Below are 14,303 nucleotides of genomic sequence, written 5' to 3'. Positions count from 1 at the left end.
AACTTAAGCGCGAGTAGTTGCGACGTCAATAATGTGCTTGTATCCCACATCTTTCCCCGGCGCGTACAGGACCGCTGTCCGTCCGCCCAGGCGGAGACGAACGGCCCGGCATCAGCCGCCGGCGAGGGCTACGAGCTTGACGAAGACCAGGCCCGGGTCGGCCGTGAGGTCCACGGTCTCGTCGAGGCTCTCCACCTGACGGTCACCGGCCAGCACGAAGAACCCGTTGACCAGGAAGGCGTGCTCGGCGATCTCCGCCTGGCGCTCCCAGTCGATGCGGCGGGGCTCGCGGAGGCGGTAGCCGTTCAGTTCCGTCTCGGCGTCGTCGGGGCGGACGAGTCCGTTGAAGCGATCGGTCGGGCGGGCGTTGTGCCGGGCGACCTCCTCGCGGACCCGGAGCCTGATCAGCTCCCGTACGGTCATCCGTTCCGGCAGTCCGGCGACCTGCCACTCGGTGACCGGCCGGCCCGCCGCGGTCTCGTCCCGGAACGTCACGGTGGCCATCAGGCGCCTCGCTCGATCTGCCTGCGGATGGACTCGTCGGTGATCGCGGTGTCGGCGGCGAGAAGGAACGCCTTGCTGAGGATCAGCGAGAGGCGGTCGTCCTCGAACGGCAGGAACACCGTGCCGCCTCCCTTGGGGCGTGCCGGAACGATGCACAGATAGGCGTTGTCCGGTTCCATGAGGATGTTGGACGAACCGATATGGATCCGGTACGTACGCAGGTCTCCGCGGACGACGAGGAAGCGGCCGTCGAGTGAGCACCGGTCGGCGATCTTCAGGCGCGGCAGGATCCGCTCCAGGGCGTCGCGGCGCGCCTCGGCGCTTTCCGTCAGCTCGGCGAAAGAGGCCCGCTCCCAATAGGCGCGCTCGGGGCCCCGGTCGCTCCAGTCGGGATCGGCCGCGATCGAGGTCACGCCCACGAAAAGGTCCACGTCGCGCATCGCCTCGCTGAACACCATCGCCGGCACGTCGGCGAGCGGCGCCTCCCGCCATGCGCCGTCCTTATGGCGGGAGAAGCGCACCTGATCGGTCGCGGCCAACTCGTGGTCGTGCGTTCCGTCCGCCAGGGAGTGGAAGAAGCGGACCTGCCACTGCCCCGCCGCCAGGGTCCGCACGGCCTCGTCCTCGCTGCCGCCGTCCCAGGGGCCCAGCAGGTCGCTCGACCACCCACGAGACCTGAACAGGGCGAACATCCTGCGGTAGTGGACGAGGTGCGCGGCGAAGCGGTTGGAGTAGACACGGGTCTCCTCCTCGGCCGGGGTGAGGAGGTAGATCTCGCGGAACGCCTGCTTGAACGGCTGCCGGATCCGCCGCTCGATGAGCAGGTCCCGCCAGGCCCGCACGGTGGCGGGCTCGGAACGGACCGGGTGCCAGAGCCGTACCGAGGCGTCGTCGGGCGCGACGGGGAGATCCCCGGCCTCGGGGAGCACAGCTCGCCATTCACCGGGGGCGACCTCGATCTCCCAGATCAGTCGCCGTACGACGGACCGCGCGAGCGGATGCCCGGCCAGCTCGGTGCGCCACCACCCGTACGGGTGGACGGCTTCGACGGTGAAGCCACCCTCCAACGCACGTGCAAGAGTGGAGAGTTGGACGGCCACTCGCTTGACCAGGTCCCGCAGCTCCTTCACCAGGCCGCCGTGGTCGCGGCGTACGGCGGCCGGGACACCGCGCAGCGGGCGGCCGTCCTTGTGCCAGGTCAGTTCGGCGGTCTCGGTGACCGTGACGACCGCAGTGCAGTCGCCCGCCTCCCTGCGCAGCACACCGTCGGCTTCGAACCCCGACATCGGGAGCCGCAGCGCCACTTCGGCCCGTTCGGCCAGGGCCGCCTCGAGTTTCTTGAGCATCTTGTCGAGTTGCTTGGGCACTCCGGCGTGCCGTACGGCCGTACGCACGGTACGGATCGCGGTCACCAGTTCCGGAGTGGGGAAGTCCTGCCCGGCGCGAACCAGTTCGTACAGCAGCGCCTGCGACGGCAGGGTCCTGGCAGCCGTCGGGGCGAGGGCGATCCGGGGCAGCAACCGGTCGAGCAGCTCCGGCAGCCACGGCTCGTCACGCAGCAGCGCCACCCGCGCGGCGTGCCCGAGCACGACGACCTCCCGGGCCGTGAAGGCCTTGTCCGCCCGGTACGGGATCTCGCCCGCGTGGATCGCGTCGGCGCGGTCCACCGCCGCCGTGAGGGCACGGTGGGCGAACGCGGCGTAGGCCGGTATGCCGGCGATCCGCCGCCACAGGTCCGGGAGCGGCGGCGGCGCGTTGAACGAACCGTCGCGCTCGGTCTCGGCCAGCAGCGCCCGGTCGACCGGGTCGACGTCGAGGCCGGCGAGCACCACGATCTCGTCCACGGCGATGGGGCCCTGGTCCCGGCAGAGGCGCTCCGCGGCACGGCGCAGCACCTTGTCACCGGCGAGCCCCGCCACCGCGAGCAGTGCGTACGGCTGGCGCATGTCACCTTTCTGCACACCGAAGTCGACCAGTGTGCGGGCGAGGTCGGCGAGGTCGGGCAAGGGGCCCGTGCAGCGCACCACGGCGGACGCTCCGAACGCGAGGTCCGCCCCCAGGCGCTCCTTCAGCTGCGCGACGAGCGCCTCGAACATCCGGCGACACGCCTCGGTCGTGTAGCGCGGCTGCCGCTCCCGGCCCTCGCCCCTGACGGCGGAGCCGATCACCCTGGCCGAGCGCCCGGCGGAGAAGCTCACGGTGTGGCCGCCGGGAGCAGAGCGCCGAGCTCCTGGTCGGAGATCCGCGGCACGTCGCGGTACCTGATGTCGCATGCGAAGTCCGGATCGGTCATCACGTGCAGCAGCTGAGTGGCGAAGTCCATCAGACGCTCCTCCGTACCGGGCACAGGGGCATCACGCCGGCGGTCGCGGTGCGGGGGTCGGGTGGAAACGGCATGACGCGATCATGGCAGGCCGGACTGACAATCCGATCCGGCGCCTCATGGGCAGTAGTGCCCCTCGGACAGCGGGTCCGGCCGGTGCCGACAACGCCCGACCGCGGGCCGGACGGGCACCGCCATCCTGGCGAAGGAGATCGCCCTCGTCGTCCGCGGCGTCGACCACCGGGCGATCGATCTCGACACGGTCGACCTCGTCCTGATCCTGCCGGCGCTCTGCCTCCACTGGCGCCCGGTCCCCACGGTCGAGGCGGTTCGTTCGAGGGGGCCTTCCCAGCACCGTCCCAGCACGGGATCCGCAACAGAGTACGAGAAGACTCGGGATCGCCGACGCTGCACAACAGCGCCGACAAGGAGCCGAGGTCCGTGGGACTTCTCCGCAACGTCTGCGGCCTGATCCCGCTCACCGACTCCCTTGCTTCGCCTGCCATCCGCCACTCACAGCGGCCAAGCGGTCAGCAGATCGCCGGGGCCGTAGGCGGCATCGAGCCCCGGACAGTCGACTCCGCTGCGGGAGACCGCCACGACGGGAACAGGGGCGTCGGTGAGGGCGGCCCGGTGTCGATGGAGGGCTGCCAGGTCGTGCCGGTCGAAGGGCGACTGCTCCAGCCACTTGACGGAGCCGACGAAGATCAGCTCCTTGGCAATGGGAGCCCGGTCCGCCCCGACGATGTCGATCTCGACGTCGTTGGTGCGGGTCCAGTAGCCGCCCACTGCGGGGGCCGCGGGGAGCCGGTCGTCGGGCAGTATCCGGGCGAGCGCCTCGCGGATGAGCGGCTCGATCGCCCGGCCGCGCCAACTGGTCCAATTCTCCCAAACCCGCGCCAAGGTCAGATCGCCCCGCCCCCGCTCGATCTCCTCCATGGACGGGCCGAGCAGGTGCAGCCAAAACCGCAGGTAGGGATCTGTCACCCGGTAGCGGCGATCCTTCGACGGACGCAGCGATACGGGCAGCTCCGCAGCGACGATCCGCCTGTTCGTGAGCAGTTCCAGGGCTCGCTGCAGGGGCGTGGCCCCGATCCCGCCGGCCGCACGGGCGATGTTGGTGAAGGTCCGCTCACCACTGCCGACGGCCGCCAGCACCGTACGCGCCTGAGCCTGCGGGGGGAATTCGGCAGCCAGCGAGCGCTCCGCAGAAACCAGCAGGGCCGAGACCGGGTCGCTCAGCGCCTCGCCCAGGAAGTCCCACAGCCCTGCGCCCCGCGGCCACTCCGCGCAGATCAGCGGCAGCCCGCCGGTGACCAGCGCGGCGTCGAAGGCTTCCGCCGGTTCCAGTCCGAGCATCCGCCCCACCTCGGCGGGGTTCAGCGGTCCCAGCACCATCTCCCGGCCACGCTGATGGAAGGGTCGGCCGTAGCTGTTCAAAGCCTCCATCATCGACAGATCGGAGCCGATGAGGACCAGCAGCACCGGCTTGGTCTCCAGCACCCGGTCCCAGGCCCGTTGCAGCATCCCCTCAAAGGCACCACCGGCATCCATCAGGTACGGCACCTCGTCGATGACCAGCACACTCACCCGGTCGGCGGGCAGCGCGGCCGCCAGCACATCGAACGCGGCGTCCCAGCTCTCCGGCCGCGCGGCGGCCACCAGCCGCGCCAGCGGCAGCGTCGACGCCTGGGCGTCCCGGGCCAGCCGTGCCAGATCATCCCCAGGGGACGCACCGGTCGCCGCGTAGAACAAGAACGGGGCCCCGGAGCGCTCCGCGAACCGCTCGACCAGCCGCGACTTGCCCACCCGGCGCCGCCCACGCAACATCACGCACCGACCGGGCCGCTCCCCGCCAACCCCTGCCGCCACCTTCTGCAGCTCGCGCTCAAGCGTCGCCAGCTCCTGGCGACGGCCCACAAAATCCACCATGCCTGCCGACCTCCACGCATGTCACTAACAAAAATGTTAGTAACGTTGACGTTAGCATCAAGAGCACCCGCGGTGACGGCATGAGCACACCACCCGGCACGGGCGCTTCACGTCATCCCTGCGCGCTCTCGGCACAGCAGGGACGAGCAGGGGTGATGACGGGTGACGGGGGCAGGTTTCCCGGCGCCGTCCCGGCACGGAAGGACCAGGGGCCCGACTCCAAAGAGTCGGGCCCCATCTGACCTGCATGTTTGCCAGATCGGCGTCGAGTGGTACGTCACCCGCTACACGTTGAAGCGGAATGCCTGAGGGCCGAGCCTGACCTGCGGCGGAGTCCAAACCAGGGCGCTGACCTGGGGTTTCACCATCTGGCTGCGTTGGCCTCCGACGGGCGTTTACGAGCGTCCTGCGGACTGTGTGCGGACTGGCTGGTCCTCCACCTGCCTGGAAATACATGACGGATCCGCCGGCAGACGCCTGCGTGCTCGCGCCCTCCCCACCTTTGCCTTCCGGCCTACGCCCAGGTCGCCTTCAGCCAGGTCAGGTCCGTGCCCGCAGTGCGCCGAGTCTGCCGCTCGCGCGTGAACAGTGCATCGGTCTTGGTCAGGACAAGCGTGTACGGGCGGCCCTGGCGCCGGGTCGAGTGGCTCACCGGAAGGCCCGCCAGGCCGATGGCACTGTGCACGTGCCGCCGTCCGTCCTTGGCCAGCGGCCACTCCCGAACCCGCTCGGTGGAGGAAGCGAGGAACGCGGCCAACGTGTCGCACAGCTCGCACCCGCCCGCGTGCGTCCGCCCTCTCCCGGCGACGAGCCCCCGGCCCGCCCCGCAGCCCGCCCAGGTGATCGACCAGTCGCCCTCGGCGCGCTGCGGGGTGGCGAGGAACGCCTCGAGACGCCCGACGCAGTCCCGCGCGAGTAGCGCGAACCCCGCCGCCCCGCGCACTTGTGCCGGCAGCTTCGCCGCCGCGCGCAGGGCCGGGACCACGCACTCCAGGACGGTGTCCGGGTATCCGCGCAGCGCCTGCGCAATCGCGGCCCGCCGCTCGTCCTCGGCCGCCTGCCAGACGCGTGCCAAGGGCGGGCCGAGTTCGGCCAGGCGCGGCCCGCGCTCCTCGGCCCGCGCCCGGGCGCACCACAGGCCCAGCTCTTCCTCCAGCCAGCGCCAGGCAGCGTCCGCGAGCAGCCGTGCCGTGTACGAGTCCCCAGCGGCGCGCAGTGCGTCGCACAGCTGGGGCAGGCCCTGCACCCACTCTCCACGGTCGGCCCCGGACACGCGCCAGACGCGCTGTGCGGAGAACCATCCCCCGACGAGTTCACGCATCCACTCTCGGCCGTACGCCCCGGCCACCGCGGCCAGCGCATCCGCATGGTCCGGGGTGAGCACCTCCGCGTGGAACGGCTCCAGCAGCATCGCCGCCGTCCCGGGCACGCCCAGGCCGGCCGCGACCTCAAGGGCCGTACCCAGCGCTTCGGCCCGCGGCTCGGTATGCGGCCAGAACGACGCCAGCGAGGCCGCATCGGCCCGGACCCTGTCCAGCTCCCCAGCCTCGATCCGGTCGCGCAGCTCGGCCAGCGCGCCTTCGGATCCGGCCTCGGCCCGGGCCGCGAACGCCCGCTCGTGCGGCCACAGCAGGACCGCGGAACGTCGGTACCAGCGGTCAAGGGTGTTGCCGTAGTTACCCATGTAGCCCTCGTACTCCGACTGGAAGGGCTCCAGGTTCTTGTTCGGCGTGGAGGCACACCGCTCCTCGTAGGAGACGGGCAGACAGATCGCCTCGCCGCCCCCGCCGTCCGGGCGGGTCCACCAGCCGAGAGTGATCTCGTCGTCGATCAGGTCGTTGAGCTCGTAGTCCGCATAGTCGTCGGCGCCGCTCCCAGTGCCGGGGGCCAAGTCCTCCTCGTCCTCCTCGTCATAGGAGTCGTCGTAGTAGTCGCGGTCCCACGGGTCACCGCCGCCGGGCGGGTAGGCGTCCCAGGTTTCCTTCACCTCGGCAAGCGCGAGCACCGCCTCGCAGCCGGCCCGCGCCGCGGCGGCACGCAGCAGCGCGGCGCGCTCGGCGTCCGCACCCTTGAGGCGGCTCCAGGACAGTCCGCGCTGGGTGTACTCGTGGTCGAGCAGGTAGACCAGCCGGTTCGGCGGAGGCAGTTCCCGGCCTCCCCAGCGCGGGAGGGCCGGCTCGGCGAAGTGTTCGGTCAGGCAAACCGCGAGGTCGGCGACCGGGCCGACGTCCCCGGACGCGTCCTCGGCTTCGGCTTCGGCTAGCAGATTGAAGGTGAGGGTCACCCGATAGCCCGACTTCACCGGCTTGACCTCGTGCCGGCAGTCGGCGTAGAAGGCGACGAAGGTCAGCCGCTCCTTCGACGCCTGGTAGACCCTGCTCTCACCGCCGTGCTCCACCACCAGTTCGCCGCCGGTGTGCGCCGAAGGCAGCGACACCACCAGCGTGCCCACCATCGCGTCGTCCTTCTCGGAGTCCTGGTGGGGAAGGAAGAACTGACCCTTGCCGTACACGAGGAGCGCGTGCGGCTCGGCCCGCAGCCGGGTCTTCGCCGGCAGCCCGAGCTCGTCACGGAAGTACTCCAGGGCGGCGTCCAGCATCGGCACCCACCCTGTCCCGCCCAGCTCGAACCGGTTTGGAGTGATCTCCCAGGTGTCGCGGACACCGGGGTCGCTCAACGTCTCCTCACCGCGCCCGAACTTCGCCGACCGCGCCACCTCGATCAGCTTCTTCGTACGCGGCGCGCGCAGCGGAAGCGCCACCGGCCCAACGCCCTCCACGTCCAGCCTGAACGCGTCGGCCGGCGCGTTCATCCGGGCGGCGAACGAGCCGCCCGGGGCCGAGCCACCAAGCAGTCGCGCCAGCCGCTCCCGTGCCGAGATCGCCATGCCCCGTCCCCTTTTCACGTCCATGCCCCGCTTCGTGCCACCGGGGACACTCCGGCTTCCCTGACGATCGTAGTGACGGCGGGCACCGCTCCCGCGCGAACGACCGACCGTCGGCACCGTGCTGGTCCTGCTCGATGGCGTGCCTGCGGCTGCTCCCCCTTGAAGCTCGGACCAGGCACATCAGCAATGGCTTTCCGTTACCACCGCATGTGAGACAGGGCCGTTAAATTGACACACCCAGACCCGGCGGTCGAGCGGAAGAGGCTCAGGGGGTCATCCCCCCACCTCTTCGAAACCCGCCCCACATCGACGCCATACAGGGGTATGGTGCTGGTATGGCTACCAAGAAGGTGACGATCACCCTCGATGAATCCTTGGTCGCGGCCCTGGCGGGCGCCGCCGAGGAAGAAGGCATCCCGCTGTCCCGGCTCGTCGCCGGAGCAGCTGAGCGAGAGTTGCGGCTGCGAGCCGGACGGGCCGTGGTCCAGGAGTGGCAGGCGGAGCACGGAGGCTTCACCCCCGAAGAGCTCGCCGCCGCCCGCTCCGAGATGGCCGACGCCGACGCCGAGTACCTCAGCAGCTCGAGGGCCTCGGCCGCGTGAACATCCCCTACTTGTACGACGCCGGTGCGCTCATCGCCATCGACAACGGTGACCGGCACATGTGGGCCCGCCACCATCTGGCTCTGGAGGACGGCCGGGACATCCACGTCCCCTCTGTCGTCGTGAGCCAAGCGTGGCGGGACGCCCGGCGCCAGGTCCGGCTCGGCAAGTTCCTCGCCGGATGCGATGTCGCGCCCGTGGGTCTGGAGACCGCCAAGGCTGCGGGCATCCTGTGCGGCAAGGCAGGCACTGCCGACGTCGTCGACGCCACCGTCGTCGTCATGGCCGCCACCCTCGGCGCCATCATCTGGACCTCCGACCCGGACGACATCCGCACCCTCATCGACGCCCAGGACATCAAGCCCGCCCCCGTCATCCGCACCGTCTGACCTCCCGTGATCCCCGGCCGACACCCGGCCGGAGGGTCAGCACCAAGTCAGCACACGACCCGGAAACGGCCCAAATCCGCAGGAGAAAACAGGAAGGGGCCAGGCCCGAAGACCTGGCCCCTGACCTGGGGTTCCCTACCCCGACCAGCCGCTTCCGGCGATCAAGGAATCAGGCGCTAGACGTTGAAACGGAACGCCTGCGGTCTGATCCTGACCTGCGGCGGAGCCCCACCCAGGGCCCTGACCTGGGATTTCCTCGTTGGCATACGTTGGCACCCGACGGCCGTTTACGGGTGTCCTGCGGACTGGCTGCGGACTGGCCGGGCGTACGGAAGCCGAGAATTCCATGGCGCACCGGCCGGTCCTGCAACGAGACTGCGCAGGTGAGCGACCGCTACCCCTGCCCCTGCTGCAGGCACCGCGTGCTCGACGCCATGCCCGGCTCCTACGAGATCTGCCCCGTCTGCTTCTGGGAGGACGACGGGGTCCAGTTCCGCTGGCCGACCATGGCCGGAGGGGCGAACAAGGTCTCCCTGATCGAGGCCCAGCGGAACTACCAGGACTTCGGCGCCTGCGACGAGCACGGCCGCCAGTACGTTCGCCCGCCGACCGAGGACGAGCCGCGCGACCCCGCCTGGCGACCCATCGATCTGACACACGACTCCTTCGAGGACTGGGCAGCCGAGAACCGCGCCCCGTGGCCCGACGACCGCTCGGTGCTCTGCTGGTGGCCGCCCACCTTCTGGCGGCGCGATCACCCATGACCACTCACATCGAGAGACTCATCCAGCAGCTCGACGACTCGACCGGCCCGTCGTACGACGCCCGCGCAGAACTGATCGGCATCGGCTCCGACGCCATCCCCGCCATCATCGACGGACTGCCCTCCCTCGACGACTTCGGTCAGCTGACCGCCATCGAGGTCTTCGAAGAGGTGGCGGACCCACGCTGCGGCCCCGCCCTGATCGCCCTCCTGGGCAGCGACGACTGCACCGTCCGAGAATGGGCGGCGATGGCCCTGGCGAGCCTGAGGATCGACGGCGCGGTCGAGCCCGTACGCCGCACCTAGCTTCGCCGCTGGACGGACCTCCAATGCGACTTCGCCAACGGGTGGACCCGCGGTTGACGCCTCGAGAGCTGCGAGATCACTCCGTTCGGGGTCCACGCTGAGAGTCGACGGTAGGCCCGATACACCAGGTCCGACCCAACACTCGACCTGCCTGTTACCCCATCGATCACGGAACTGGACGGGCCCTGGGAGCTCTTGGGGTCCAGGCCCTCTGGTGCGGTATATCGTCGTGCCCCAGGTGTAGGCGGAACGGGCTCCCCTTCTGCCAGCTGCACGGGGGCATTCCGCTTCTGCTCTCCACTGCGGCGCTGGTCATACGTTGCGGCAAGGGGGTGGCGGGAATGCATCTTCCCGATATCGACCTCACCCGGATCCGCGCCCTGGGCGCTGGCGGGCAGAGGGACGGGTTCGAGCAGTTCATCTGCGAAGCCATCAGCGCTCCCACCGTACTCGCCGGTATCGGCATCGCCACTCATCAGGCAACGAGCTGGCCGACGACCGGCACGCGTCTGAGCCCGGACGAGCTTGTGCGCCTTCTCGAACCGGTGCGGTTCGAGCGCGAGGCCCGCTACTGGAATGGGGTCGCCGCCAGCGCCTCCGGCACTCTCAACTTCGGCGGCGGCGCCAAGGATTCCGGCGGCCGGGTGGCCGACGCGATCCTAAGCCCGGACACGGACCACGGCCGCCGGATCCGGGGCTGGTTACAGAGGGGTGCCCGCAGAAGGCCGAATGGCTCCCAGGACACCGCCATGGATTCTGACGCCCACGTGGGCGGGGCAGTTCAACCGACTTTGAGTCGCCCCGCCCACCCCCGTTCCACACGAGACCGGAGGACAAAGTGAACGCACTCGAAATGCGTGAAGTAGAGGACCTGCTTAGGGACCGCATCAGGTCCGCCGGACTCGACTGGCTGCTCGACGAGCTGGACGAGGCCATCGCCACAGGCGTCGCGGAGGAGAAGCTCCTGCAGCGCCGCCGCGGAACGTCCACCGAGGAATACGAAGCACTCTCCGTCGCCGACGTGGGCACGGACATCTTTCACAGGTCCCTCAAGCGCGGGGCGTCCGTCGTGGTCACGACCCGCCCCATGAACGCCCACGAGCGTACAGAGTTGCATCTCGATGCCCTGCGCCGAGTGTTCCTGGAACTGCCCGAGATCGAAGCGGAAACCCTCAAGATCGTGAGCGCCGAGGGTGATCCGCACCGCGCACCCGTGCACAGCATTCGGTTCGTCCCCGATGAGGAACTCACCGGGCGCCGCGACCAGACCCATGACGTCACGGCGCGCCTCCCCGAGGACACCCGCGCCCACCTTCAGAGCCTGTTCCACGAAGCTCGCGAGGAGATCAACCGATGAGCGCCGTCAGCACCCTGCTCCACGAGATCCAGACCCTGCTCGCCGGCCCTGGGGTCTCCTACACCTCCGCCTCCCAGCCCTGGGACGTCTATGAGGGGTACCTTTTCTCCCTGGCAACCTCCACCGCGAGCAGCCTGGGAGCCTCCGTCCACTACAGGGACGTCGGCGGAAACGCCGTCAACAATCTGGTATTTCGCACCAGCCCCGGCCAGCTCTACAGCACCACGCACCCCTACACCCATGCCGTGGTGGAATTCGACCGCGCCCCCGCACTGGAGGTGCACCTCGGCGTCCAGGTCCAGGGGAACTCCGGCGTGCTGCACGAGTGCGACGTCCTGATCCTGCCCGCCGACGAGGCGGCGCTCTCACGGCAGATCCGGATGGCGCCGCGGGGCAACAAGTGCCTGCTGGCCATCGAGTGCAAGTACTACACCGCCAGCCGGGTCGGCATCGGCCACGCGCGCAATTTCGAAGGGCTGCACAGCGACCTGCGGACCGCCCGCAACCTGTTCGTCTCCAACACGGGAGCATCGAGCGTGGTCAAGTATCTGTCCGCCCGCAAGCGCGGATACGAGCGGGAAGTCGTGCCGGCCAACGTCAACACCGTCGGCTACACGCGTGGCCAGATCCGCGAGGCGTTCAAGATCTACCTCGGCAAGACCGCTCCGTCCACGGTGATCTGATCCAGACACGCACACTTGACTTGATGACATAATCATCGTGCCATGGAGACATGCTGTACGCGACTCCCTCCCTGGACCCCGACGACCGGCAGGCCCTCGACGAGATCGAGAGCATGCGCCGATCCCTGCGCCACATGCTCCGGGCCACCCCGCGCTGGACCCGCCAACTGCGCCGCAACCTCACCGCCCGCGCGATCGCGGGATCGAACACCATCGAGGGATACACCGCAACAGTCGATGACGTGGAAGCCCTCATGTCCGGCGAGGAACCGCTGGAGACCGGAGAGAAGACACGTGCCGAGCTGGAGGGCTACCAACGCGGCATGACCTACATCCAGGCCCTAGCCGACGCCGGAGACGACTTCCGCTACGACGCTGGCCTGCTCAACGGCCTGCACTTCATGCTCCAGGGCCACCACCTCGACAAGCGCCCCGGCCGCTGGCGCGACGGACCCGTCTACGTCACCAGCCCCGACGACCCCTTGGTCCCCGCCTACACCGCGCCCGACCAGGCGGACTTTCCCGCTCTGATGAAGGAGTTCATCGACTGGCTCAACGAGGGCGACCTCGACGCACCCGTCCACGTCCGTGCCTCCATGGCCCACCTCAACCTCGTCAAGATTCACCCGTGGAAGGACGGCAACGGGCGCATGTCCCGCGCCCTGTCCACCCTCGTTTTCTCCCGCGAGGCCCTGATGCCGCCGGAGTTCTCGTCCATCGAGGAGTGGCTCGGCCGGGGACAGAACACCTACGCGTATTACCAAGTTCTGGAGGACGTGGGCGGCCCGCACTGGAGTCCGGAGCGGGACACCCGGCCCTGGATCCGGTTCTGCCTGACCGCCCACCACCGGCAAGCCCAGCAGGCCCAGCGGCGCTTCGATGTCATGTCGCAGGCCTGGACCCGCCTGGCCGAAAGCGTCGAGGCAACCGGCCTGGACGAGCGGGTCGTCTACGCCCTGCTGCCCGCGTTCTCTGACGCAAAGGTCCGCCGCACCGTCTACCAGCAGGATGCCGACCTCAGCGACCAGCAAGCCATCCGCGACATCCGGGAACTCGTCGCCCGCGGCTGGCTCGTCCCTCATGGGAAGGCCCGTGCCCGCTACTACGCCCCAGGGCCGCGCATGGCCCCGGTCCGGGAAGAGGTCCGCCAATCCATGGAGCCGTACGTGGACCCCTATCGGCGGGAGCGCTGACCCATCCGCAATTCCCACGACCGCCAGACTCTGGACGGTGTACGCGCCAGCATATGTGCTCTCGTCCAGCACGGTACAGATATGCGGGGTGATGACGGGTGACGAGAGGTCAGGATATCCAGCACCGTAAAAATCAAGGGGCCTAACCCCGAAGAGTCAGACCCCTTTTGACCTGCGCATTTGCGAGATCAGCGACGTGGTGACATGTCAGCGGCTACACATTGAGCATTTTCAATGTGGCCACCGATGAGGTGACGGAGTCGGTGTGCGCAACGCACGAGGCACCCGTGCTGTTGAGGGAGGTGTTCGACGTCTCAACTCATCAGCGCAGGTGCCTCGTTGGTCTCCTATCCTGCCGCACTCGATCTGCCCCATGCGCTGGTCGAGTGGGTCACCATGCTCATCGTCACCCGGGAGGGTGACCGCCGCTGCAAGCTTCCGCCGCATCAACGCGCGCTCGTCGCTCTGGTGTACCTGCGCAAGCACGACCCCCTGGCCCAGATCTCCGCCGGCTTCGGCATCTCGGTCGGCACCGCCCACGCCTACACCACCGCGGTGATCGACCTCCTGGCCGCCCGGGCGCCCGGCCTGCTCAAGGTGCTGCGCGAGCACGAACCGGAGTACGTCCTGCTCGCCGAGTGCGACCGGGTCGGCGACGACCGGGCCGACTACTCGCACAAGCACCGCCGCCACGGCGTGAACGTACAGGTCGTGACCGACCCGGCCGGGCAGGTGCTGTGGATCTCGCCGGCTTTGCCGGGCCGGTGCCACGACCTGACCTCCCCCAGCCTTCGGCCGGGGGCACCCCCAGCCCGCACCCACCGGATCATCCGGATCTGCGAACGCCAGGGCGTCCCCGTCCTGGCCGACCGTGCCTACCAGGGCGCCGGACCCTGGGTCACCACCGGGCGCAGACGGCCGCCCGGCGGGCAGCTGTCCCCGACCTAGCGAACGGTCAACCGGGCACTGGCCACGTCCCGGGCGCCCGTCGAACGCGGCATGGCATGGCTGAAGTCCTGGCGGATCTTCCGAAGGTCCCGGATCAGTCCCAACCGCATGACGTCAGTCGCCAAGGCCGTCCTCACCCTGGAGAGGCAGCGCTGAAAATGCTCATTGAAGCGGAACGCCTGCGCCCCGATCCTGACCTGCGGCGGAACGTCATCCAGGGCTCTGACCAGGGGTTTCTCCGTTGGCATGCGTTGACCTCCGACGGCCACTTAGGGTTATCCTGCGGACAGCTCGCTCCGTCGCCGAATCAGGCACGAGTCCAGCCGGACATTGCACGAGCCGGACCTCGTCCGTCCGTGAAGCATGGATGGGGTGCTGTCTCGCTATACGTCGCTGGCCTGGAAGCGGATAGCCGG

Annotated in this window: 13 protein-coding genes and 1 pseudogene; 9 read left to right on the top strand and 5 right to left on the bottom strand. The window is 69.3% G+C overall.

Annotation, left to right across the window (positions count from 1 at the left end):
- Positions 1-111: 111 nt before the first annotated feature.
- The 5 genes from OHB56_RS27435 to OHB56_RS27415 all read right to left on the bottom strand — a co-directional run bounded on the left by OHB56_RS27435 (position 112) and on the right by OHB56_RS27415 (position 7,646).
- Entirely contained in the window at positions 112-504 is a 393-nt protein-coding gene (locus OHB56_RS27435; protein WP_326754541.1) for a hypothetical protein, read from the bottom strand.
- The gene (locus OHB56_RS27430; RefSeq protein WP_406356214.1) at positions 504-2,702 is read right to left on the bottom strand and encodes a DUF4132 domain-containing protein; all 2,199 of its coding nucleotides are present in this window, start codon (positions 2,700-2,702) and stop codon (positions 504-506) included. The genes OHB56_RS27435 and OHB56_RS27430 overlap by 1 nt, the downstream gene beginning before the upstream one ends.
- On the bottom strand, positions 2,699-2,827 hold the full coding sequence (locus OHB56_RS27425) for a hypothetical protein (protein ID WP_406356212.1): 129 nt from the start codon (positions 2,825-2,827) through the stop codon (positions 2,699-2,701). The genes OHB56_RS27430 and OHB56_RS27425 overlap by 4 nt, the downstream gene beginning before the upstream one ends.
- Positions 2,828-3,340: 513 nt before the next feature.
- Entirely contained in the window at positions 3,341-4,759 is a 1,419-nt protein-coding gene (locus OHB56_RS27420) for a DUF234 domain-containing protein (protein ID WP_326754539.1), read from the bottom strand.
- A 514-nt stretch (positions 4,760-5,273) separates the two neighbouring features.
- Positions 5,274-7,646 (bottom strand): 2OG-Fe(II) oxygenase, encoded by a 2,373-nt coding sequence (locus tag OHB56_RS27415; RefSeq protein WP_406356210.1) that lies wholly within the window; start codon positions 7,644-7,646, stop codon positions 5,274-5,276.
- A gap of 335 nt (positions 7,647-7,981) precedes the next feature.
- Between OHB56_RS27415 and OHB56_RS27410 the strand changes: the two genes are divergently transcribed.
- The 9 genes and pseudogenes from OHB56_RS27410 (at position 7,982) to OHB56_RS27370 (ending at position 14,043) form a co-directional block, all read left to right on the top strand.
- Positions 7,982-8,248, top strand: a complete 267-nt coding sequence (locus tag OHB56_RS27410) for a hypothetical protein (protein WP_109376801.1) — start codon at positions 7,982-7,984, stop codon at positions 8,246-8,248.
- Positions 8,245-8,637 (top strand): twitching motility protein PilT, encoded by a 393-nt coding sequence (locus tag OHB56_RS27405; RefSeq protein WP_065002042.1) that lies wholly within the window; start codon positions 8,245-8,247, stop codon positions 8,635-8,637. The genes OHB56_RS27410 and OHB56_RS27405 overlap by 4 nt, the downstream gene beginning before the upstream one ends.
- Positions 8,638-9,020: 383 nt before the next feature.
- Positions 9,021-9,401, top strand: a complete 381-nt coding sequence (locus OHB56_RS27400) for a CPCC family cysteine-rich protein (protein WP_406356207.1) — start codon at positions 9,021-9,023, stop codon at positions 9,399-9,401.
- Positions 9,398-9,706, top strand: a complete 309-nt coding sequence (locus OHB56_RS27395) for a HEAT repeat domain-containing protein (RefSeq protein WP_406356205.1) — start codon at positions 9,398-9,400, stop codon at positions 9,704-9,706. Before OHB56_RS27400 ends, OHB56_RS27395 begins: the two co-directional genes overlap by 4 nt.
- A 341-nt stretch (positions 9,707-10,047) precedes the next feature.
- Positions 10,048-10,548 (top strand): hypothetical protein, encoded by a 501-nt coding sequence (locus OHB56_RS27390; RefSeq protein WP_406356203.1) that lies wholly within the window; start codon positions 10,048-10,050, stop codon positions 10,546-10,548.
- Complete coding sequence (locus OHB56_RS27385) at positions 10,545-11,063, top strand: hypothetical protein (RefSeq protein ID WP_406356201.1); 519 nt, start codon at positions 10,545-10,547, stop codon at positions 11,061-11,063. Before OHB56_RS27390 ends, OHB56_RS27385 begins: the two co-directional genes overlap by 4 nt.
- Positions 11,060-11,746: a hypothetical protein gene (locus OHB56_RS27380; protein ID WP_406356200.1), complete on the top strand. Its 687-nt coding sequence runs from the start codon at positions 11,060-11,062 to the stop codon at positions 11,744-11,746. The genes OHB56_RS27385 and OHB56_RS27380 overlap by 4 nt, the downstream gene beginning before the upstream one ends.
- A gap of 50 nt (positions 11,747-11,796) precedes the next feature.
- A complete protein-coding gene (locus OHB56_RS27375; RefSeq protein WP_406356198.1) occupies positions 11,797-12,939 on the top strand; it encodes a Fic family protein in 1,143 nt (380 codons plus the stop codon).
- A 339-nt stretch (positions 12,940-13,278) separates the two neighbouring features.
- A pseudogene (locus OHB56_RS27370) lies at positions 13,279-14,043 on the top strand (transposase family protein).
- Positions 14,044-14,303 lie beyond the last annotated feature (260 nt).

It is taken from the genome of Streptomyces sp. NBC_01635 (assembly GCF_045209715.1).
GTDB classification, from domain to species: domain Bacteria; phylum Actinomycetota; class Actinomycetes; order Streptomycetales; family Streptomycetaceae; genus Streptomyces; species Streptomyces hirsutus.
This window is presented reverse-complemented; position numbering and strand designations above follow the sequence as displayed.